Origin of the sequence: Pelotomaculum schinkii, from assembly GCF_004369205.1 — a bacterium.
GTDB classification, from domain to species: Bacteria; Bacillota; Desulfotomaculia; order Desulfotomaculales; family Pelotomaculaceae; genus Pelotomaculum_C; species Pelotomaculum_C schinkii.
On sequence record NZ_QFGA01000001.1, the window covers coordinates 585,912 to 610,798 of the forward strand.

Sequence of the window (24,887 nt, forward strand, 5' to 3'; positions counted from 1 at the left end):
CTACTCGGATTAAAGACCCAATGCCTTCACAATTACCGTGACAGCTTCAGCCCTGGTGGCATTGCCCTGGGGCTGGATGGTATGGTCGGGATAACCATTCATAATCCCGTTTTCCATCGCCGTGGCCATGGCTTCCAAGGCCCAACCGGAAATGCTGCCCCTGTCGCTAAAGGAGGTCTCCCCTGCTGCCGGGGCCAGCTTGGCTGCCCTTACAATCATCACCGCCATCTGCTCCCGGGTAATCAGGTCGTCCGGGCCAAAGGTGCTGTCGTCATAGCCCATTACAATCCCGTTGGCGGCTGCTGTGGCAATGTACTCCCGGGCCCAGTGGCCGGCCGTATCTCCAAATACTTTTCCGCTTTGAGGCTCCAGTTTGCATGCCTTTGCCACTACGGTGGCGAACTCGGCCCTGGTGATGCTGCTGTCGGGTCTGAAACTGCCGTCGGGATAACCGGCGACGGCCCCCAGGGAAACCAGTTTGTTGATGTTGTCGAAGGCCCAGTGGCCGGCGATGTCTTTCAGAGCTTCCGCCGGGACTTCCGCAGGAACCTCCGGTGGTTCTTCTTCTGTTTCCACGGCAACCATGACGGCAAATTTGGTGAGGTGATCCACCTGGGCGCTTACGACAGTACCGGAGACGGTTCCGCCGATGTTGATCCACTGGGACTGGGCTTGATCGTAGTACTGGAGCACCGGGGTCTCGCCGTCGCCGATTAAGTCGGGATCGAAGCTTATTTTTATGGTCACCTTTTTGGCAAAGCTGTAGCTGTCCGCACCGCCCACGCTGAACTCGTATACGGCGCCGGCCAGTCTGAAGCCTGCGGGCGCTGCGGGTGGCTGGTCTACTTTCTGTACTTTTACTTCTACTTTACTGGTCCCTTGCAGCGCGTTGGCCGGTATGATTATCGTGGCTTCGTCACCCAGGCTGATGGCGCCGCCCGCACCGGGGGGTACCATTGCGGTCCCGGTGGTGGAGCGCACCGCGCTTACACCGCCGCCGCCACCACCGCTGCCGCTTGCTGTGGTCACGGTGACGCTGGGTCCGTCGCTGCTTTCGTTGCCCGCCGCGTCCAGCGCCTGGACGGTGAAGGTGTACGTTGTTCCGGCGCTCAGGCCTTTGACGGTGTAGCTGCTTTCGCTAACCGGGCTGGCGTTCAGCCTGGTGGTACCCTGGTAGATGTTGTATCCGGTTACTCCCACGTTGTCGGTGGCGCCGCTCCAGCTCAAGGTCAAGCTGCTCTTGGTCACATCGCTGGCAGTCAGACTGCCTTTGTCCCAACTCGGCGCGGTGGCGTCCTCCCCAACCGGAGTTTGGGTGTAGGTGACGAATGCGGTAAAGTGCCTGGTCCAAATCACCAGGTCGTTGCCGACGTCTATCTTGCCGTCGCCGTCCGGGGGCAGTTTGTCGCCCTCCTCCTGGTTGTCGGCGTCCAGGATAGTGGCTATTTTGGTGAAAACGCCTCCCCTGCTGTAGCCGACTTCTTTGCCGGCCTGACCCGGAAGCAGGATCCGCACGGCCTTGTCGAAGGTCAGCGGCACGTCGCCGAAGCCGATTTCAAGCACGGTGTTGACTGTGGCGGTATACCCGCTGTCCGGTGTTACCGTTACGGAATCGTTGGGCCGCACTGTCGGCAAATTAATAGTGCCGTTCCACTCTGCGGAACCGCTTACGGTAGCCCCCGCGGGAATGCTTACTTTTACCGGGTCGCTGCTGATCGAAGTATTGGAGGCTATGGTCAAAGCGGGCAGTGCTCCGGTGGTTATGCTGCCGTCGGCGTTCTTGTGCATAAGAGCGGCCACGCTGATTCTGGCGTCGGTTACGCTGTCAGGCACGTTCACGGCAACGGGAGCGCCCAGCTGCACTGTAGCATCGGTAATGGCCAGGTCTTTGCTGTTCGTATCTACATCAACGGTTGTGGTGCCAATCGGTACGGCCATGGTATATGAGGCTGTCAATACGGCGCTGTCTTCCATTCCGAACTTGACGGCAATGGCTTTGAGCGTAACCGCCCCGTTGATGGTGATGGGTCCGGTGTAGGTCGGGCTATCGGCGGTGGGCACGCTTCCGTCCAGGGTATAGTGGATGGCCGCATCGCTGGTGGCAGTCTCCAGAATCAACACGCTGCCGGCTACCACCGCCGCTCCGCCGGCAGGGAACACGGTTGGAACGTTCACAGTCCCATCAATTACCTCCATTGTTCCTCCGAATGTCTCGACCACGAACTGCAGGGGAACCATGGTTATATCATCATAAAGAATCGGAGGAACGGGCAAAACAACCGGACTCCCATTTAAAGTGCCGCTAGTGCTATTGACCGTCAAGGCAAGGTTTTTATCCGACGCTGTGAAGACAATCTGCTGCGTTGCTTCATTCCAATAGGATTGAATATCCAGCGCTTCAGCCACAGATCTGACCGGTCCCATCACGATACCGTCCATCTTAACAAAGGGCCTGTCTGTTACTTCAATTCCGTTAATTTTAATTCTATACCCTACAATGATGGGCGATTCCGTGGTCACGATGACGCTGGGGCCGTCCGTGCTTTCGCTGCCCGCCGCGTCTACCGCCTGCACGGTAAAAGTGTACTCCGTGTTCGGAGCCAGGCCGGTGACGATGTAGCTATCGCCGGTTACCGGTGTTTCGGTCAGCTTGGTGGTACCCTGATAGATGTTGTATCCGGTCACACCAACGTTGTCAGTAGCGCCGCTCCAGCTCAAGGTCACTCCGCTCTGGCTCACGTCGGAAGCTGTCAGCTGCTTCTCTTCGCTCCATGTCGGCACGGTGGTGTCCCCCGGCGTAGTGCTTACCGTAATGGTCTTGACGTCCACATTGCTGCCGTATCCCGCCACGACCGTCAGTGTCCCTTCGGCAGTACCGGGCAAAATGAAGGTGCAGCTGTAGTTGCCGTTGGCGTCGGATTTTACGGGATCTAATACTATGATGCTTTGGGTGCTGTCAAGTACTTTGATGGTAACCCACGTGTTTGCATCGGCTGCGCCGGTGGCGGTCACGCTGTCGCCCGGCGGGGCGGCGTACTTGCTCAGCTCCAGGGTCACGCTGACACTGGAAGCCAGTGTTTTCACGGGCAGGCTGGGACCGTCCGTGCTCTCGTTGCCCGCCGCGTCCACCGCCTGCACGGTGAAGGTGTACTCCGTGTTCGGAGCCAGGCCGGTGACGGTGTAGCTTTCGCCGGTTACCGGCGTTTCGTTCAGCTTGGTGGTGCCCTGATACACGTTGTACCCGGTCACGCCCACGTTGTCAGTAGCGCCGCTCCAGCTCAAGGTCACTCCGCTCTGGCTTATGTCGGAGACAGTCAACTCCTTCTCTTCGCTCCATGTCGGCGCGGTGGTGTCTCCTCCAGTCGGAGTTTGCGTATAAGTGATGAATGAGGTAAAGTGCTTGGTCCAAATCACCAGGTCGTCGCCAATGTCAATCCTGCCGTCACCGCCCGGAGGTAATGCGTCGCCTGCCTCCTGACTGTCGGCGTCCAGGATAGTGGTTATTTTGGTGAACTCGCCTCCTCTGCTGTAACCAACATCTTTGCCTGCCTGACCTGGAATCAGAATCCTTACGGCCTTATCAAAGGTCAATGGCGCATCGCCATAGCCAATTTCGATCACAGTGTTAACTGTAGCGGTATTTCCACTGTCCGGCGTTACTGTTACGGAATCATTGGATTGGACTGTCGGCACATGAACGGTGCCGTCCCACCCTTCGGGAGCACTCATAGTGGTTCCCGCCGGAATGCTTACCTGTATCGGGTCGTTACTGACCGAAGTATTGGCCGCTATGTTCAGTGCCGGTAAAGCTGTTGTGGTTACCGTACCGGACACAGGCTCCTCGAGCAATGCCGACACGTTAACCGTTGCGTCAGTTACACTGGCAGGCACTGTGATGGCGACATCCGCCGGCGTCTCCCCGGTTACGGCAAGGTTTTTATTGGAGCCATCGTCTGTGATTGTTACATTTTGCTCCGTAATCGGTACGGCTGTCGTCACGGTAACGCTGGGGCCGTCCGTGCTCTCGTTGTCCGCCGCGTCTACCGCCTGCACGGTGAAGGTGTAACGTGTACCCGCGCTCAGGCCGGTGACATGATAGCTTGTCCCGGCGACCGGGCTGGCGTTCAGCTTGGTATCGCCCTGATAGATGTTGTATCCGGTCACTCCCACGTTGTCGGTAGCGCCGCTCCAGCTTAAGGTCACTCCGCTCTGGCTCACATCGGAAGCAGTCAACAGCTTCTCTTCGCTCCAAGTCGGCGCAATGGTGTCTTCTTCCGGTGTAGCGCTTACCGTAATGGTCTTGACGGCGACATTGCTGCCGTATCCCGCCACTACCGTCAGCGTCCCTGCGGCAGCAACCGGTACTATAAAGGTGCAGCTGTAGCTGCCGTTGGCATCCGCTTTTACTCCGTCAAATACAACGACGCTTTGGGCGCTGTCAACTACTTTGACGGCAACCCACGCGTTTGCATCGGCTGTGCCGGTGGCGGTCAGGCTGTCGCCCGGCTGGGCTGTGTACTTGCTCAGCCCCAGGGTAACGCTGACACTGGAAACCAGTGTTCTCACGGGCACGCTGGGGCCGTCCGTGCTTTCGTTGCCCGCCGCGTCTACCGCCTGCACGGTGAAGGTGTACTCCGTGCCCGGATTCAGATCGATGACGTTGTAGCTGTCGCCGGTTACCGGCGTTGCGGTCAGCAGGGTATCGCCCTGATATACTTTGTATCCGGTCACATCGATGTTGTCAGACGCGCCGTTCCAGCGCAGGGTCAAGCTACTCTGGCTCACGTCGGAATAACTCAGTTCCCCGTCGGGCCAATTGGGGGCGATGGTGTCCTCCCCGCCAGGCTCTGTTTCTGTGGTCACGGTGAAGCTGGGGCCGTCCGCGCTCTCGTTGCCCGCCGCGTCCACCGCCTGCACGGTGAAGGTGTACTCCGTGCCCGGATTCAGATCGGTGACGATGTAGCTTTCGCCGGTCACCGGCGTTGCGGTCAGCAGGGTATCGCCCTGGTATACTTTGTACCCGGTTACATCGACGTTGTCATACGCGCCGCTCCAACTTAATGTCAGGCTGCTCTGGCTCACGTCGGAAGCAGTCAACAGCTTCTCTTCGCTCCAAGTCGGCGCAATGGTGTCTTCTTCCGGTGTAGCGCTTACCGTAATGGTCTTGACGGCGACATTGCTGCCGTACCCCGCCACGACCGTCAGTGTCCCTTCGGAAGCAACCGGTACTTTAAAGGTGCAGCTGTAGCTGCCGTTGGCGTCCGCTCTTACTCCGTCAAATACAACGACGCTTTGGGCGCTGTCAAGTACTTTGACGGAAACCCACTCGTTTGCATCGGCTGTGCCGGACGCGGTCACGCTGTCGCCCGGCTGGGCGGCGTACTTACTCAACTCCAGGGTAACGCTGCTGCTTGCATTGGCGGTAAGCGTAATACCTGGTACCACAGTGCCCAGAAAAAAGATACTTGCGAAAAAAATTGATAATAATTTAAATCTTATTTTTATCAAGTTATCAATCTCCTTACAGGAAAACATTTTGCATTTTAGGATTGTAAACCGTTACCGCAATGCAACGGTACTACTTCCAAAGTGACCGTCATAATTGTATTGGCATTAATGGTTCCGAATGGTAACGGTAGCTCAAGATTATTCCTCCTCTCATAATTTTTAACAAGGTACAGAACTGCAGTATTTAATGCCCCAAAGAAACGAAAAACCAATCCCGCATACCTGGTGTTTAGATAATTTTCGCAACAGAACAGACCAACATTTACACAATCCAATAAAACGTGAAACATAGACGCCACATACTATAGATATAAGGGAAAAACCTCGTTAAGGATGATAAATCCATAGTTGACTTGTAAAAATTGTTAATTAGTTTGAGATCGGTAAAAAAATTTTAGCCGACCTATTTGAGTGTTAAAGCAATCTTTTGCTGTGTTGTGAATCGAAAAACTCAATAAGCAGATACATATTTCTTGTCCAGATTAGGGAGGAAATGAGGCGCGGGGAAAGATCCCCGCACCCCTCCCTCTCTTTCTACTGCAACAAGGTCGGGTTAAAGTCAATGTTGTTGGTTAAGTTGTCCACAATGAATACTTTGACGATATCTCCGGCCGCTACATTGAAGCCGGCCTGGGCCATGTTAACAAAGTCAAAATCCGCTTTGGTAACGTTAAGGCTCAACTGGAAGCCGTCGCGCAGATGGACGAATACCACAACTTCCTTCCCTTCATGCGCTGTGACCGGCGTGAGCTGAGCACCAAAATATTTCAGGCCGATGACGCCGGCTTTGACGGTCATGGTTTTGATCCCGCCTGTCTCTCCCACTTCATACACCGATACATCTTCCACAGGCGTCACCGTGTATTGGGGAGCTGAGTCAGCGGGAAGGTCTTCAAACTGGGCGGTAACAACAACGTCCGCAGCCGGCATCGCAAAGCTGTACACGCCCTCTGTGGCGGTAATTTCAATGTCGCCGCTGCCGCCGTTGTACTTGAGGCTGCCCGCCACCAGCCGCTTGCCGCTGTCCGGCGTCACGGTGACGGTGATCGTTGTGCCCTCGGTACCACTTGCCGGCTCTACCGTTACGGTGCCGCCGCTGATGCTGCCGTCCACCGCCACGGTGTAGGTCTCAGGAGCGGTTGTGCCCTGCCAGACCAGGATGGGATAGACGCTGCCTGCCTTGAAGTTTTCGCCCAAAGTCGAAGCCAGGGCCTTCAGTTCATCGGAGGTTTTGCTTACAGTGTTGTTGTTGTCTGTTGCATAACCGAGGCCTTTTGCAGCAGTGCTGTTGAGATAGTAGTTGTTGCTTACGTTGGTGTTGCCCGTGGCATAGCCGATCACGCCGGCGGTAAACGCGCCGGTATTGCTTACGGTGATGGCGCCGGCGTTATAGCAGTTTTGCACAGTGCAGGCAGCGTCATTGGTGTAACCGACCACGCCGCCGGTATGGGCAGTGTCGGATGTGCTTTCGCTGGTCACGCTGCCGGTGTTGTAGCAATTTGTCAACGTGTCGGACGCATCGCGCCGATAGCCGGCAACGCCGCCCACGTTCATCACGCCGCCTTTGACCGCGCCGGTATTATAGCACTGATCTATCGTAGAACCGCCATAAGCATGACCCACGACGCCGCCGACACTATAGGAACTGGTTGAGGTGCTCGTCGCGGTGACAGCGCCTGTATTGGCACACTTGCTGATTGTATCGGCGCCGTAAACAATACCCGCGATGCCGCCCACGTTATAGGTACCGGTGACATCACCGTTGTTGGTGCAGCCGGTTATCAAGGTGGCGCCCCTGACGTAACCGGCGATGCCGCCAACGTTATTGGAAGTGCTGGTAATAGTCGCGTTGTTGACACAGTTTTCAATGGTAGCCGCGTCTTTGACATAACCAGCGATGCCCGCAGTATACGTACCGCCGGAGATGTTGCCCGCCACGGTCAGATTCTTCACCGTACCGTCCAGCACATAGCCAAACAGGCCGATATAGTTGGAGCCAGCTTTGTCAATTGTCAAAGTGATGGTCTTGCCGTCGCCATCGAAGGTACCGCCATAGTTCGTGGTACTGCTGATGCCTATGGGCGTCCAGGTCACCCCTGACAAGTCGATGTCGTTCATCAGCTTGCCGCTGACGGCATTGTTGAGGCCAGCGTTGACCTGATTGGCAAACCACAACATATGGTCAGCCGTGGAAAGTTCGTAGACATCGCCGTTCTTGCTGGGTGCGGCTGCGACTGTAATGGTGAAGTCGTAACTGTATGCCATTCCGCCGTAGGCGCCGCTGACAGTGATCGTGGTGTCTGTTGCTTCAAGCGCAGTTGTTTTGCTGATCGTGTAGTCTGTGATCTTTTCCCTGGTGCCATCGCTGTAATTGGCCCAAATCACCAGACCCGCGGCGTCAAAGGTTTGTCCCGCAACATAGCTGAGCTTGGTGGGATCTGATTCTTTGCTGATGTCTGTTAAGGTAGAGGTGTCCGCTGTAAAGGCGCGCGGGATGGGATAACCGTTGTTGATATTATTGGTATCCGCCACCCAGGTCCTGCCGCCGGCGTTGAGCGCGGTCAGGAAGTCCGCTGTTTTCATGGAGTCCGTTGTCGGCATCATGGTGATGGTGCTGCCGGTGGTGCTGCCATATACTGCCTGGTTGCTGGCGGAGGAACCGTCGAGCCAGTAGCAGTTGGTCCACACGGCGCCGCCGTTGTTGGTGCCCAGAGACTGCGCCTGGTTGGCCGAGCTGGCTCCCACATAGCCGACGTTATAGCTGTTGTAAACTTTCGCTTCGCAGCTGCCGGAGATGCCGCCGGCGTTCTTATAGGACGTGTAGATGGAACCCAGGTTGGCGCAGTTTTTAATGGTGAGGTTATTCCATCCGGCGCCGGCAATGCCGCCGCATCCCTTGGAGTCGGTGTTGCTGACGGAGGCGTAGTTGATGCAGTTCTCGATCACTGAGCCATTGCTCTTGCCGTTTTTGCCGACGATGCCGCCTATGGAGCGATTGCCATAGATGTAGCCGGTGACGGCGACATTTTTGACGGAGGGACTTGCGTACCAGGCTCCCGGGTCGTTGTCATGGACGCCCATGCGTCCGATCAGGCCGATGGACTGGCTGAAGCCATAGCCGAGAGAACCGCCGTGCCTGCTGCAGTAGATATTCTTTACCGTATGTCCCTGCCCGTCTAAGGTGCCGTTCCAGGAAGAGCCGATCAGGGTCGTGCCGTCCTGGTAAGTCATGCAATATTGTCCGCCAATAGGCATATAATTGGGGCCGCTCCAACTATCGCCGGACGCATTGTAGACACCGCCCATGTCAAGATCGGCTGTCAGGCAGACGGTTTTGCCGCCGAAGTCGTCGGAGCCATATATCCAGGTGTTAGCAGTCGCGTCTTTAACGGAGCCGCCGCCGACGTTACAGACAATATAACTTGGGTTGCCGATAACGGTGGCGCCGGTATTATAAGTACCGTTGACAATCGCCGCCAGGCCGGCCAGCTGCGCCGGGGTGTTGATATAAAACACGGTGTCGGTGGTGTTGTACCAGGAAACGTCCACCGAGCCATCCCAGACGTTTGTGGAGGCTCCGTTCATGGTCTGCGTAACAGAAGCGTCGCTGTAACCGGTGGCGCTTATCACGATGGCATAGTCTTTGGCAGTGGTGAACACGCTCTGATCGATTATGATGCTTCCGGCGTCAATCGTATATTTGCTGCTGTCCACAGCGTTGCCGTCCACGCTGACGCTGCTGATAGCCGCCCGCCAGGCCGCGTCATCGGTAAAGCTTAAGTTGACGTCATGTCCCACAGTGTTGTCCGTGCTGTCCGCCGTCAGAACCGGCGGGGTCAAAACACCCGGCGCTGCGTCCATGGTCTGGGTCACTGTGGCGTCGGCGTAACCGGTAGCTTTGACTACGACCGGGTAGTCCCCGGCGGCGGTAAAGACGCCGGCGTTGATGGTGATGGCTCCGGCCGTCACGCTGTATTGTCCGGCGATGGAGACGCCGGACACGGTGATATCAGTGATGGCGGCGCGCCAGGCGGTGTCATCGGTAAAGTTTAGGGTTGCCGGCTGGCCCAAGGCGGCAGCATTGGCCGTCAAGGCCGGCGGCGAAGCCTGCTTTAGCATCACATCGATCTCGCACACCCACTTGGCAGCCTTCGGAGCGGTATACACACCGTTTGTATAGTCACTCTCCGTCTGGCCATTCAACAACCTGAACCTGGTCGCGCTGCTCATATTGTTGAAATTGGGCGGATCTTGAAAACGAGCCCAGTTGTCCTCGACCGCCAGCATCGGGTAGACCTGGACGGCGCCGTCCGTAGGACTGCCCCATGCTCCGGACTGGTCAGGTTTTTGGGTATCTGGATTCCAGCTCTTTACGATGTTTGGATAATAGTAGCGGGGCGTCCCAAACAGGTAATCCCTGGTCATGTTCGTATACCAGTTTGGTGCTGTGTCGGTGCAGTAAAAATATATTTTGTTGACATTGCTCATGCCGGCGCCCGTGTTGACGCCTGCCGCCGCCAGAAGGTCGGAAATCAAGACGCCTTTCGCCGCGTCAATTACCGGAGCCGGCATGCTGTCGATATAAGAATAAGCCTGCTGCAAATTGGCCATGGCAGCCATCTCTTCGTAAGTAAAGGTTCTCACTGTGGTGTATGTGTTGGTTGGATTTGTTTCACTGGTATAGCCGACTTTAATCGTAAGCGATGCCGCCGGTTCACTTTGGGTTGTGCTGTCAGCGCTGGCCGGACCCAGCTGGGCCAAACAGAGAAAACTTAACAGCACGGCCAGCATAGCGAAACAGCCGACCAGCGCTTTATTTTTGGATTTAAACCAGAATCCCACTTGTTGCATTTCCACCCCTCCAAAAAGATTTTGACAACTTAAGTACTAACCTTCCTTTTCAGTAACTATTTATAATCACGGTTGCCACAATATACAGCAACACCACCTCCACCATAACTTTAGTTCTTAGAGACAATATTTTGCATCTGTTAACCTAAACACGGTTACAATTTGATGGCCGTTAAACCATATCGGTATAAAAAGATGCTCTGGCAGCAACCGCTAAATCCCCCTCATATGTTACAATTCCTCCTTCAACTTTATAGGGACTATTTAAATATACACTTATATGTTTTTGCTTCATTTTGGGGCCATTTTTCCCTTTTATCTCCTCCCGGTGCATGCTCCGCTATGGACCTCCCTGCCAATCATGAGAAGAATGGCTGTTTCCAGCCGGCCATGTCCTGGGGGCGCCTTTTGTCGCCCCCAGGACATGGGTATTGTAATTGGCGGAAGCATGATTGCCAATTACGGTTTTTGTTCCTTCTTGCGCGGAGTTTTTATAAAGCTGGCGCCATAATTGCCATTACCCCCATCACCTCATATCGCTCTTTATCAAAACGCTGGTTAAACCGTCCCCACCGCCTTCCAAAGTTAACTGAAAGCCGGCCAAACAGGGGCGGGAAAGAGGCGCAGGATTGCAGCAGCCCGCACCTCTTTCCTTTCCTACTGCAGCAAGGTCGGGTTATGGTCCACGTCGTTGGTTAAGTCGTCCACAATGAATACTTTTACCATATCCCCGGCCTCGACGTTAAAGCCGGATTGGGCTTCACCGACAAGGTCAAAATCCGCCTTGGTGACGTTGAGGCTTAACTGGACGCCGTCGCGCAGATGAGTAAAGGCCACGGCTTCCTCTCCCCCGTGCTCAATAACCGGTGTTATCAGCGTCCCGAAATATTTTAGGCCGGTGACGCCGGTTTTGACGGTCATGACGCTGATCCCATCGTGTGTTGTTCCCACTTCATACACCGATACATCTTCCACAGGCGTTACCGTATATTTGGGAGCCTGAGAAATGTCCTCAAACTGGGCGGTGACGGCAACATTGGCCGCCGGCATTACGAAGCTGTACACGCCTCCGGTGGCGGTGATTTCAATGTCGGTAGTACCGTCGTTGAACTTGAGGCTCCCCGCCACCAGCCGCCTGCCTTCACCCGGCGTCACGGTCACGGTGATGGTTTCGCCTGCCGCCGCGACGGCCGGGTTCACTCCGACGGAACCGCCGCTGATGGCGCCGTCCACGGTTATGGTGTAGGTTTGGTCTCCCCCGGTCTGCCAGGTAAGGATAGGATAGACACTGCCCGGCTTGAAGCTTTCACCCAAAGCCGGAGCCAAAACCTGCAGCTCGGCAGAGGTCTTGCTGACGGCGTTGTCTGCCGCGTTACCAAGGCCTTTCGTGGCGGTGGTGTCGAGATAGTAGTTGTTGCTGATATTGGTGTTGCCCTTGGCATAGCCGATCACGCCGGCGGTATAGGCGCCGCTGTTGCTCACAGTGATCGTTCCGGCGTTATAGGTGTTTTGCACGGTGCAGGCAGCGTTGTTAGTGTAACCGACCACTCCGCCGGTACGGGCGCTGCCGGTGGCTTCACTGGTCACGCTGCCGGTGTTGTAGGAATTGGTCAATTTGGTGGCTGCGTTGTTCAGGTAGCCGGCCACGCCGCCCACGTTTATAACGCAGCCTCTGACTGCACCGCTGTTGTAGCACTGGTCGAGCATACTTGCTGCGTAAATATTACCTGCGACGCCGCCCACACTATAGGCTGACGCGGTAGAGGCACTCGTTGCGGTAATATTACCGGTGTTGGCGCAATTACTGATTGTCCCGCTGCTGTTATGATAACCTACAATGCCACCCACATTATATTCACCGGTGACATTGCCATTGTTGGCGCAGCCGGTTATCGCAGTGGAACCGCTGGTATTGCCGGCAATGCCGCCAACCCTATACGATATACCGGTGACTGTTGCGTTGTTGGCGCAGTTTTCAATGTTTGTGTCGACTGCAGAACCCGCGATGCCTCCCACATACGACTTCCCCGCAACACTGCCGGTCACGGTCAGATCCTTTATGTCAGCGCCCTTTACATAGCCGAACAGGCCGATATAATTGGAGCTCTCATTGGCAGCAGATAAAGTGACGGTCTTGTTATTGCCGTCAAAGGTACCGCCGTAGGTTACCGAACTGCTTATACCAATAGGCGCCCAGGCGATTTGGGACAGGTCAATGTCGTTTAAGAGTCTGCCTTTAATGTTATTGCTATCAGGGCTGACGTTGACCTGGTTGGCAAACCAGAGCATTTCTCCAGCGGTGGTAAGTTGATAGACATTATTGTTGTCCATAGTGGGAGCCGCGGCTAAAACCGTGACAGGCTGTGCAACCGTCTTGGTCACACCGGCTTCGGTATAGCTGATGGTAATCGCGGTATCCCCCGTGGACAGTACGCTGGGACTGTAGGTATACGCGTCGGACGTCAGCGCGGCAGTTGTACCGTTGGTATAATTGGCGGTTATGACCATGCCGGTGGGATCGAAAGTCTCGCCCGCGATATAAACGAGATCATTGGGCGGGGAGGTGACGGCAATGCTCGCCAGGGCATTGGCTGCGACCGTAATCGGGAAATCATAGCTGAAGCCGACTCCGTTATGGGTGCCGCTGACCGTGATCGTAGTACCACTATCGGTCATTTCCAGCGGCGTTGTTTTGCTGATCGTGCAGTCTGTAATCTTTTCCCGCGTACCGTCGCTGTAATTGGCCCAGATGGTCAGACCGGTTGGATCAAAGGTCTCTCCCTCCACATAGCTGAGCTTGGTGGGATCGGATTCTTTGCTGATATCGGTTAAGGTTGAGGTATCCCCCGTCATGACACGCAGGATGGGATAGCCGTTGTTGGTATTGCCGGTGTCCGCTACCCAGACCCGTTCGTCGCCATTGAGCGCCGCGAGGAATTCAACGGATTTCAGCTCGTCGCTTGTTTTGCCGACAGTATTGTCGGTGGCATTTCCAAGTCCTTTGGCAGTGGTAGTGCTGAGATAGTAGTTATCTTTGATATTGGTGCCGGCTGCGGCATAACCGATCACGCCGGCGGTAAATCCGCCGCTGTTGCTCACGGTGATCGTCCCGGCGTTATAGGTGTTTTGCACGGCGCCGGCAGTGATATTCGTGCGGCCGGCCACGCCCCCGGTATTGGCGGAAGCGGATGTGCTGGTGCTGGTCACGCTGCCGGTGTTGTAGGAGTTGGTAAGCATGGTGGAGGCATTGTTCAAATAACCGGCCACACCGCCCACATTCATCACGCCGCCGCTGACCGCACCGCTGTTGGCGCACTGGTCAATCGTGGTGGCATATTTTGCATACCCCACAATACCGCCCACACTATAGGCTGCGGTGATGTCCGTGCTGGTGGCAGTGACGGCGCCGGTATTGAGGCAATTATTGACAGTACTGCTGCCGTTATCGTTGCCTACGATGCCGCCTACATGATAGCTGCCGCTGACCGCTCCGGTATTCGTGCAGCCCGTCACCGTGACAGCGCCGCTAATGTAGCCGACAATGCCGCCCCCGCAGGATGCGTTGCTGATATTGCCGTTATTGACACAGCTGCTTATAGTAACGGTATCGGTGGCGCCGGCAACTATGCCGCCAACCAGCTCGCCGGCGCCGGTGCTGGTGACAGTGGCGTTGTTGACGCAGTTCTGGATCTGCGACGAACCCATAGCATTAACGACAATGCCCGCCGTGGTACCGCTGCCGGAGACGCTGCCTGCCACGGTCAGGTCTTTGATCGCGGCATCCTGGATATAGCCGAACAGACCGGCACAAGCTGTAGAGCCCTCCATGGCTAAAGTAACAGTCTTGCCGTTGCCGTCAAAGGCGCCGGAATAGAATGCAGTGGCGCTGCTGCCGATCGGCGTCCAGGTTACTGCGGACAGGTCGATGTTTTCTGTCAGTTTGCCTTTTGTGCTGGCCCTGCGGCCAACATTGACCCGGTTGGCAAACCACAGCATATGGTCGGCCGAGGAAAGCTCGTAAAAACCATCGACCAGCGCCGGAGCGCCCGTGGCCAGAACCGTGACCGGCTGGTCCGCCGTCACGGTTACACCGGAGGAGGTGTAGCTGATGGTGACCTTGTCGTCGCCCGGCGCGAACACACTGGGAGTAACGGTATACTGGCCGGCCGCCAGGTCTGCGGTTTTGCCGTCGGCGTAGGTTACGCTTACAGCCATGCCAGCGGGATCAAAGCTCTCACCCGCGGCATACAAAAGGTTCGTGGGCGGAGTGGTAATGGTGATGCTTTGCAAAGAATTGGAAGTGACCGTAATCGGAAATTCGTAGCTGTAGTCCATACCGCTATAAGTGCCGCCGACAGTGATGCTTGTATCCGTGCTTGCCAGCGGGGCGGTTTTGCTGATGGTATAGTCGGTAATTTTTTCGCGGGTGTCATCGCTGTAATTAGCCCAGATAACCAGGCCGACCGGATCAAAGGTTTCTCCCTCCACATAGCTGAGCTTGGTGGGATCGGATTCTTTGGTGATACTTGTTAGTGTGGCGGTATCCGCCCAGGCCCGCGGGACAGGATAGCCGCTGTTGATATTTTGGGTATCCGCTACCCAGGCCCGGCTGTCGCCGTTCAGGGCGGCCAGGAATTCAGCTGTTTTCATGGAGTCTGTTGTCGGCATTTGGGTGATGGTGCTGCCGGTGGTACTGCCATATACCGCCTGGTTGCTGGCGGACGATCCGTCCAGCCAGTAGCAGTTGGTCCACACCGCGCCGCCGTTGTTGGTGCCCAGAGACTGGGCCTGGTTGGCCGAGCTGGCGCCTACATAGCCGACGTTATAGCTGTTGTAAACTTTCGCTTCGCAGCTGCCGGAGATGCCGCCGGCGTTCTTATAGGACGTGTAGATGGAACCCAGGTTGGCGCAATTTTTAATGGTCAGGTTATTCCATCCGGCGCCGGCAATGCCGCCGCATCCCTTGGAGTCGGTGTTGCTGACGGAGGCGTAGTTGATGCAGTTCTCGATGACGGAGCCGTTGCTCCGGCCGTTTTTGCCGACGATGCCGCCTACGGAGCGGTTGGCGTAGATGTAACCGGTGACGGCGACATTTTTAACGGAAGGAGTGGCGTACCAGGCTACCGGATCGTTGTCATGGACGCCCATGCGCCCGATGAGGCCGACGGACTGGCTGAATTCATAGCCGAGAGAACCGGCGTGCCTGCTGCAGTAGATATTCCTGACAATATGCCCCTGCCCGTCGAAGGTGCCGTTCCAGGAGGAGCCGATAAGCGTCGTGCCGTCCTGAGCAGTCATGCAGTATTGGCCGCCGATGGGCATATAGATGGGACCGCTCCAGGCGCCGGTCGAGCTGTCGTAGACGCCGCCCATATCCAGATCGGCTGTCAGGTATACTGTCTTGCCGTCAAAATCGTCGCCGCCGTAGATCCAGGTAGCGGTAGTCGCGTCTTTAACGGCGCCGCCGCCGACGTTGTAGACGATATAATCCGGATTGCCGTTAACGGTGGCACCTTCATTGTAAATACCGTTGACGATGGCCGCCAAACCGGCCAGCTGCGCCGGGGTGTCGATATAAAATACGGTATCGGTGGTGTTGTACCAGGTGACATCCACCGAGCCGTCCCAGACGGTTGTGGATGCTGCGTTTATGGTCTGAATAACAGAAGCGTCGCTATAACCGGTGGCGCTTACCACGATGGTATAGTCTTTGGCAGTGGTGAACACGCTCTGATCAATGGCGATGCTTCCGGCCTCAATCGTATATTTGCTGCTATCCACAGCGCTGCTGTCCACGCTGACGCTGCTGACGGCGTTTCTCCAGACTTCATCGTCGGTGAAGGTGAGATACACCGCCTGGCCCACGGTGTTGTCCGTGGTATCGGCGGTCAAAGCCGGCGCAGGCAGTATTGAGGGGCCGCCTGTCCACCCGGCATATAGCGTCACGTCGCCGGTCACCGTCTCGCTGCCGAAGTCAAAAGCGTTGGTGCAGGCCGCTTCTTTGTACCAGCCGCCGAAGGTGTAATTGTCGCGGCTGGGATCGACCGGAGCCGCGATGTGCTTGTTTCCGTCAACCGCCACGGGGCCGGTCGCCGGAGCGCCGCCGCTGTAATTGGGGTCAAGGGTCAGCAGGCAATAGGCGGATTTCGTGTATGTGGTGAAATTCGACCAGCTGGCAGCTTGGCCGATATGGTAATAAAGAACGAAATTAGAAGCTGCACCGGAAAACGGGGTCGTTCCGAATGTCGGCATGCTACCTTGGAAATAAGACGCCTCAATTTTGCTGCAGTCTTGGAAGGCGGAAGATCCGATGCTCGTCACGCTGCTCGGAATCGTTACCGAGGTAAGTCCCGTGCAGCCGTAGAAGGCACTATTCCCAATGCTCGTCACACTGTCCGGAATCGTTACCGCGGTAAGTCCCGTGCAGTTATAGAAGGCGCCATTTCCGATGCCCGTTACACCGGTCGAAATCGTTACTGCGGTAAGTCCCGTACAACCACGGAAGGCAGAAGCACCGATGCTTGTCACGCTGTTCGGGATCGTTACCGCGGTAAGTCCCGTGCAGTCACGGAAGGCAGAAGAACCGATGCTGGCCAGGCCATCCGGCAGGGTTACCGTGGTAATAGTGCTATTATTATTAAAGGCATCTTTGCCAATGCTGACCACCGGATAGGCGGTTCCGTTGTGGACAATGGCGGCCGGAACGACAATATTTCCGCCGCTGCCGGTATAGCCGCTTATGGTGGCCGCGCCACTGGCAACAGTATAGGTGAAATCAATGCCTCCGTTCAGCATTTGTGTCACCGTGGCGTCGGTATAACCGGCAGCCTTTATTTGAATGGTATATGCGCCGGCTGACGTGAACACCGAGTCAACAATACGGATGTTGCCCGCGCTTACCGCGTATTGATCGTTGGCCAGAGGTGTTTCGTTGACGATAATGGAAGTGATGGCGTTCCGCCAGGCTTCATCATCGCTGAATGTAATATCCGTTGCCTGACCCACGGTGTTGTCCGTAGTATCGGCAGTCAGGTCCGGAGGCGTTTTACCTTCTGCCGGCAGCTCGCTGAACTGGGCGGTCACGATAACGTTGGCCGCCGGGAGAACAAAGCTGTACACGCCGTCCGTGGCGGTAATTTCCGTATAAGTCGTGCCGTTGTCGGCGGTGTATTGCAGGCTGCCCGCCACCAGCTGCTTGCCGCTGTCCGGTGTCACAGACACGGTGATGGTATCACCCGCGCTGCCGCTGGCCGGATTCACCGCAATGCTCCCGCCGGTTATGGCGCTGTCCACGGTCACGCTGTAGGTCGCGTCCGTGACCGAAACCTCCGCACCCGCAGCGCCGCCCGATGGACCTTCCGCCGCCAAAGCGGCGGTGGGAAGCATGGTGCAAAGCATGGCTAAAATCATCAGGCAGGCCAGCAGACGGCTGCGTCTTTTTCTGATCATATCCTTGCTCCTTTCCTTTCGTTTTCCTGTTTTTACTTCATTTTGGGGCCATCTTTCCCTTTTATCTCCTCCCGGTGCGTGCTCCGCTATGGACCTCCCTGCCAATCATGAGAAGAATGGCGTTTCCAGCCGGCCATGTCCTGGGGGGCGCCTTTTGTCGCCCCCAGGACATGGGTATTGTAATTGGCGGAAGCATGATTGCCAATTACGGTTTTTGTCCTTCTTGCGAGGAGTTTTTATAAAGCTGGCGCCATAATTGCCATCACCCGCCTCACCTCATATCGCTCTTTATCAAAACGCTGGTTAAACCGTCCCCACCGCCTTCCAAAGGCAACCGAAAGGCGGCCAAACAGGGGCGGGAAAGAGGCGCAGGATTGTAGCAGCCCACACCTCTTTCCTTTCCTACTGCAGCAAGGTCGGGTTATGGTCCACGTCGTTGGTTAAGTCGTCCACAATGAATACTTTTACCATATCTCCGGCCTCGACGTTAAAGCCGGATTGGGCTTCACCGACAAGGTCAAAATCCGCCCTGGTGACGTTGAGGCTTAACTGGACGCCGTCGCGCAGATGAGTAAAGGCCACGGCTTCCTCTTCCCCATGCTCAATAACCGGTGTTATCAGCGTCCCGAAATATTTCAGGCCGCTGACGCCTGCTTTGACGGTCATGGTTTTGATCCCGTCTGTCTCTCCCACTTCGTAAACCGACTCGTCTTCAACGGGGGTCACCATGTATTTGGGGCTGTCGGTCGCCTCGTTTATCGTTTGGGTTACCGTGGCGGCGGCGTAGCCGCTGGCGGTGACTGTGACGGTGTAGTCGCCGGCCGAGGCAAACACAGCGGCGTCAATACTGATGGCGCCCGCGTTTACCGTGTACTGCCCGCCGGTCAGCGCGCTTCCGTTGACCGTGATCCCGCTGATGGCGCTGCGCCAGGCCTGATCATCGGTGAAGGTGATCTCCACCGCACGGCCCACGCTGTTGTCCGTGGTATCGGCGTTCAATACCGGAGGCGTTTGCTCCTCCGGCGGGTTGCTGAACTGGAGGGACAACTCGAATTGCCCGTCAGCGCCGGTATCGTACTGGTCCAGGTAAGGCGAGTAGGTAACAGCCTGGATTTTATTCTGAACCGGATAGAACTGATAGAGCCTCAGCCAGCCGTTGCCGCCGTTGGGCAGATCGGTGTAATCAGTTAATAGATTATAGACGGTGTTGCCGCTCTCGCCGGTGTCCGTGCCGTGGTACTGGCCGCCAACATGGCCGCATAACACGGCGACGACGTTGCTGTGCTTCTTGACTATATTTTCGTGGATGGCCGGACCGGAGACATCATCGCCGCCGGCGTACTCTCCGTTGGGTTTAATGTAGCCGTGGGTCACCACGATCGCTTTGCGGTCGCTGTATTGGGTCAGGACCCCGTTGGCCCAGTCGGTGGCCTCCGCCAGCAATGCGGGCGCACAGACCAGGTTCAGCACGATGAAGTCCTGTCCCAGGGCGGAGAAAAGCTGGTAGCTGCTGGCGTTGCTGCTCTCCGGATAATGCCCGCCGTACCAGCTGCAGCCGGTAAAGTCGGTGTAGGGGAAAAAGGTGTCGAACATTGTGGTGTCGCCGGTCTCAAAATTCAGGTCGTGGTTGCCGGGGACTACCGAATAAGGAATCCCCGCGGTCCGGATGATGGCCATGGCGTCTTTGGCATTCTGCCACTGGGCGGGGTTGTCGTAATCATCCTGGATGTCCCCCAGATGGGCCACGAAGACGATGTTTTGCGACTGGGCCTGATCGGCTATCCATTGGGTTTGCCGGGCAAAGATCTCCGGATAGCTTTCGGAGTAGAATTGCGTATCCGGCAGCACGGCGAGGGTGAAGTGGTCGGTACCGGCCGCTTGGACGGTGACGGCGCAGGCGGCGGTAAAGCCTCCGTCTACCGTGGTGACTGTAATGTTGGCTGTTCCGGTACCCATTGCCCTAACCAGACCGTTGCTGTCGACTGTGGCTGCGGCCGCATTGTCCGAGGTCCAGGTCACCTCTTGATTGGCCGCGTCGGATGGGGTGATGGTGGCCGTGAGCTGCACGAAATTGCCGACGGTGAGGACGAGTTCGCTTTTATCCAGGTTTACGCCACTGACCGCGACACCCGGATCCATGAACCGGGCGGTGACAATGGTGTCGGCCGCCGGCAGGATGAAGCTATACACGCCGTCGGTAGCGGTGATTTCCGTATAGGTGCTGCCGCTATCCGCCGTGTATTTAAGACTGCCCGCCACCAGCTCTTTGCCGGCATCGGGATTGACGGTAACGGTGATGGTGTCGCCTGCGCTGCCGCTCGTCGGGCTCAGCGCCAGGCTGCCGCCGGTGATGGCGCTGTCCGCTGTGACACTGTAGGTCCCCGGGTCGTTCTCGGGAACCACGAAGACGACCTTATTGACTAACTTTGAGGTGTTCATGGCCGTACACCGGGCATCCCGCTCGTCCATGGTCGGCAGAACTCCGTTCCCGTATTCCGCCTCCGTCTGGCCGTAGAAGAAACGGTAGGTGTTCAGGGTGTCGTAGGGCTGGTTATCGACCTGGGTCCGCCGGCCCGCCCAGCCGGTGATGGCCAGTACGGCCGGGACCTCCCGGTCCTCGCCGGTCCGGTTTTCCGGCGCCAGGTACTGGTCGCCGATTCCGGCATAGTATTTGCGGGTCTGTCCCATTAAATATTCCCAGCTGAGCCCGTTTACGCCCATGGTCCAGCCGTCCAGGCTCGCTCCTCTTAAGCTGCAGTCCGGTCCGTCAAAGCGCACGTCGCTGTTGTAGGCGGCGGCGCTCTCTGTCAGTTGCTCAATGGTGACGTAGCGGACGGCTTTACCCATGAAGACAGCAGGCAGCCGGTCATACATGGCGTAATGGATGGGCGTGGTGTTCTCTGCCGCCAGGGCTTCCATTTCCGCCCTGGTGTAAGAGTGCACCGGGATCTCCTCGCCGGCCGCGCCATACTGAATATAGACGTCCAGCGGGGTGTAGTCCGCGGTGAAGCCCACGGTGACGGGCTCATCCGGCATGACGAAGCTGTAGACGCCGGGCCCGTTGACGTTGTTGGCGTTGCCGGTTGCCGCGGTGATAGTGGTAAAGTCATAGGTTGTACCGGAGTCACCGGTGACGATGAGGCCGATTGCCCAGGAAGTAAAAGCAGTATCGGATACCGTAACGATCACGGTTTCGCCCACTGTCGCTGAAGTCTTGTCGGGCGTTACTGTCCAGATGGCGTCGGGAACCGCCGCCACAGCGATATTATAGGTCGCAGCGGAGATGTCCTCAAACTGAGCGTTTACAACGACATCCGCCGCCGGAAGCACAAAGCTGTACACGCCGTCCGTGGCGGTAATTTCCGTATAGGTTGCGCCGCTGTCGGCGGTGTATTGCAGGCTGTTCGCCACCAATTGCTTGCCGCTGTCCGGTGTCACAGACACGGTGATGGTATCACCCGCGCTACCGCTGGCCGGATTCACCGCAATGCTCCCGCCGGTTATGGCGATGTCCACGGTCACGCTGTAGGTCGCGTCCGAAACCGAAACCTCCGCACCCGCGGCACCGCCCGATGGACCTTCCGCCGCCAAAGCGGCGGTGGGAAGCATGGTGCAAAGCATGGCTAAAATCATCAGGCAGGCCAGCAGACGGCTGCGTCTTTTTCTGATCATATCCTTGCTCCTTTCCTTTCGTTTTCCTGTTTTTACTTCATTTTGGGGCCATCCACGGCCATGGTGCTGCTCCCGCCACCCGGCATACAGCGAGAATTTATTCCTTTTTATTGTGCTACCATCAACGATGCCCCTGAGATGGACAACATTACACCTGACAGAACCTGACAGAAGGGGAAAGACCGCGATATGAAGCCTCTACTGCAACAAGGTCGGGTTATGGTCCACATCGTTGGTTAAGTCGTCCACTATGAATACCTTAACCATATCACCGGCCTGGACGTTGAAGCCGGACTGGGCTTCGGCAACCAGGTCGAAATCCGCTTTGGTAATGTTGAGGCTTAACTGGACACCGTCGCGCAGATGGGTGAAGACCACGGCCTCCTGCCCTGCATGCTTGATAACCGGCGCTATCTGCGTCCCGAAATATTTCAGGCCGCTGACGCCGGTTTTGACAGTCATGGTTTTGATCCCGCCTGTCTCGCCCACTTCGTAAACCGACCCGTCCGCCACGGGGTCAACCGTGTATTTGGGGTTACCCGCCTCAGGCGTAATGATGGTGATGGCACAGGTGTACTTCAGGAAGTCGCCGACGGTCGCATTTTCAATCAGGGGCGTCCCTCCGTTGAACTGCGCCTCGGTCTGACCGTACACAAAGCGGTAAGCATTCAGGGTATCGCACGCCATATCATCGATATCCTGACCCTGCTCAAACTCGATAAACCGCTTCTGATATCCCTTGATCACGAGCATGGCGTCGATCGGCGTCTTGCCCGCTTCCTTGTTTCCCGCCGCGGCGATGTTAGGATAGTAGCAGCGGTTCTCCTCGTAAAGATCCTCGTAAGCGTAAGTGCGGGAGGACTCATCCAGCGCGTTCAGCTTAAGGGTATTGCCCTCTCCAAAGCTCACACCGGCATTATCCAGCAGGTCTGTCAGCCTGACGGCCTGTACCGCCTTGCCGATTACTGCGGTGGGATACCTGTCATAACCGGTGTAATAAATGGGTTCGGTACCGGCAAGGGCAATCATTTCTTCCCGGGTGTAAGTTTTGACCAGAGCGGGGGTCCCATCCTCACCGGTCTTGGTATAAATGGAAAGCGGCATGTAAGAAACATCAAGACCGATGGTCACGGCGCTCTCCGGCATAATAAAGGTGTAAACGCCGCCGCTAATCGTATTGTATCCGCCCGAGGTGGTGGAAAAGGTTGATGAGGGAACCGTCCCGTTTCCGGCATCCCTGACGGTGATGCCTTCAAGGCTGGCCGTTATGGCGTCTGCCATGCGGGTTACCGTCACGGTCACGGTCGAACCGGCGATAATCTCATTCTCGTTCAAGCCGGAGGAGGCCACATCGACGGTCCAGATGGGATCGATACCGGGAGCGACGGTGAAAACATAGGGATCGCCGCCTGCAACGACGTTTTCAAAGAGCACCGTGACGCTGACCGCGCTGGAGCCCATGGTGAAGGTGTAGGACGCGTTTTCTGTTACCGTGGTCACGGGATAAACGATGCTGTTGGCGTCAATGGCGGTAACGCTCTGCACCCGCTTGCCGGTTTCTAGATCTGAGATGGTGATGGTTACAGTCTCGCCCGGCTCCGCTTCGGCTGCAGATGCGGATACGGTTGCCGCCGCGCTGTCGAAGTTGAGCGTAATGGCGTGAGCGGCCGGCCCGGGGCTCGACCCGTTCTGCCAGGCCAGCACCGGATATCCGCCGTTGCAGCCGTTGCTGTCATAGGCGAAGGCAGCGCCCAGAGCGGCGGGCATGGCCGGCGCTTTCAGTTCCTCTTCGGTCTTGACCGTCGTGGTGCCGCTGTCTCCCGCTCCGGAAAGCGCGGTGGCGTTGAGGTAATAGCAGTTGACAGGGCTGACCGACTGGCTGCCGACAATATTGCCGCTGGTGCCGATGGTAGACGCGCCGGACACCCGCCCGATACTGTAGCAGTTTGTGATTGTGGCGGTGCTGTTCTGTGTTTCGCCTGCAATGCCGGCAAAACGGGTGGGTACGTTGCCGGAAGTCGCCGTGGAGACAATGTTGCCCGTGTTGTAGCAATCCACAACGGGGCCGCAGCTCTTGCCCGCGATGCCGCCCGCATAGGTCTTGCCGGAAGAAGTGCCGGTGACGGTTCCGGTGTTGCAGCAGGCGCTGATGGTAACATAAGAGGCGAACTGGCCGCCCACGATGCCGCCGGCATACTGATACGCCTTGATTTCAGCGGCGTTGAAGCAATTGGAAATGGTCGCGTAGTCTCCCGTTAGATCAAAGATGCCCACGATGCCGCCGACCCGGCCACCCTGATTGCAATTGGGCGCCGTGACCGTGCCGTAGTTGGCGCAGCCTGCAATGGTTACGGGAGCGCTCGCCGTGCCGGTTCCCATGCCGACTACACCGCCCGCATGGCCAATCCTGTTGGTTCCGCTGCCGCCCGGGCTGGCGCCGCCGGAGGCGTAAATGACCGCGCGGTTCACAGCGTTTTCAATGGTGCCGCCGTTTACAAAGCCCGCGATGCCGCCCACATACTGCACGCCGGCGACTACGCCGGAAACCGTGATGTTTTTGACGTCGCCGCCCTGCCCAACGTATCCGAAGAGTCCCTGATAGGAAGCGGTCATATCGGTATAAAGGCCGCTGACGGTATGGCCCTTGCCGTCAAAGGCGCCCCTGAACTGGTTTGTGCTGGTGCCGATGGGCGTCCAGATCTCGGCCTCCGCAGAAACGGTAGGCACGGTGAAAGTGCCGGAATAATCCGGGAGGCCGTCCTGGAAATACTCATCCGCCGTGGTATAGAGGCCGTCACCGTCCAGCGCGATGTCGCCGCCGAGAATGACGGTCCTGCCTTCAAAGGTATCGCCTCCGTTCACAGCCGCCGCAAAGGCGAGAAGTTCTTCCCTGGTGTTGATGGTAAGAGACGACGGAAGAGCCTCGAAAGTAGCGGTTACGGTTACATCAGCCGCCGGGAGAACGAAGCTGTACACGCCGTCTGTGGCGGTTATTTCGGTGTGGGTCTCGCCGCCGTCCGCCGTGTATTTGAGGCTGCCCGCCACCAGCTGCTTGCCGCTGTCCGGTGTCACAAACACGGTGATGGTATCACCCGCGCTACCGCTGGCCGGATTCACCGCAATGCTCCCGCCGGTTATGGCGCTGTCCACGGTCACGCTGTAGGTCGCGTCCGTGACCGAAACCTCTGCACCCGCGGCGCCGCCCGATGGACCTTCCGCCGCCAAAGCGGCGGTGGGAAGCATGGTGCAAAGCATGGCTAAAATCATCAGGCAGGCCAGCAAACGGCTGCGTCTTTTTCTGATCATATCCTTGCTCCTTTCCTCTCGTTTTCCTGTTTTTGCTTCATTTTGGGGCTATTTTTCCCTTTTATCTCCTCCCGGTGCATGCTCCGCTATGGACCTCCCTG

7 protein-coding genes and 1 pseudogene are annotated in these 24,887 nt (G+C 57.0%); 1 reads left to right on the forward strand and 7 read right to left on the reverse strand.

The genetic code is table 11. The annotated features are described in order from the left end of the window. Positions 1 to 9: 9 nt before the first annotated feature. The 5 genes from Psch_RS02920 to Psch_RS02940 all read right to left on the reverse strand — a co-directional run bounded on the left by Psch_RS02920 (position 10) and on the right by Psch_RS02940 (position 20,751). Entirely contained in the window at positions 10 to 5,508 is a 5,499-nt protein-coding gene (locus Psch_RS02920) for a fibronectin type III domain-containing protein (RefSeq protein WP_190239066.1), read from the reverse strand. Between the two features lie 534 nt (positions 5,509 to 6,042). Beyond that, positions 6,043 to 10,359 carry a beta strand repeat-containing protein gene (locus Psch_RS02925; RefSeq protein ID WP_190239067.1) on the reverse strand — a complete coding sequence of 1,439 codons (4,317 nt, stop codon included), beginning with the start codon at positions 10,357 to 10,359 and terminating at the stop codon, positions 6,043 to 6,045. A 172-nt stretch (positions 10,360 to 10,531) separates the two neighbouring features. Beyond that, positions 10,532 to 10,693 (reverse strand): hypothetical protein, encoded by a 162-nt coding sequence (locus tag Psch_RS02930; protein WP_190239068.1) that lies wholly within the window; start codon positions 10,691 to 10,693, stop codon positions 10,532 to 10,534. Between the two features lie 323 nt (positions 10,694 to 11,016). After that, positions 11,017 to 17,808, reverse strand: a complete 6,792-nt coding sequence (locus Psch_RS02935; RefSeq protein WP_134217352.1) for a hemoblobin-interacting domain-containing protein — start codon at positions 17,806 to 17,808, stop codon at positions 11,017 to 11,019. 402 nt (positions 17,809 to 18,210) lie between these two features. Then, a complete protein-coding gene (locus Psch_RS02940) occupies positions 18,211 to 20,751 on the reverse strand; it encodes a hemoblobin-interacting domain-containing protein (RefSeq protein ID WP_190239069.1) in 2,541 nt (846 codons plus the stop codon). Between Psch_RS02940 and Psch_RS02945 the strand changes: the two genes are divergently transcribed. Next, on the forward strand, positions 20,746 to 21,018 hold the full coding sequence (locus tag Psch_RS02945) for a hypothetical protein (RefSeq protein WP_190239070.1): 273 nt from the start codon (positions 20,746 to 20,748) through the stop codon (positions 21,016 to 21,018). The genes Psch_RS02940 and Psch_RS02945 overlap by 6 nt on opposite strands. Positions 21,019 to 21,102: 84 nt before the next feature. Here Psch_RS02945 and Psch_RS21575 read toward each other — a convergent pair. Next, positions 21,103 to 21,480, reverse strand: a pseudogene (locus Psch_RS21575) (InlB B-repeat-containing protein); the annotation flags it as partial. A 198-nt stretch (positions 21,481 to 21,678) separates the two neighbouring features. Next, positions 21,679 to 24,786: an InlB B-repeat-containing protein gene (locus Psch_RS02950; RefSeq protein ID WP_134217354.1), complete on the reverse strand. Its 3,108-nt coding sequence runs from the start codon at positions 24,784 to 24,786 to the stop codon at positions 21,679 to 21,681. Positions 24,787 to 24,887 lie beyond the last annotated feature (101 nt).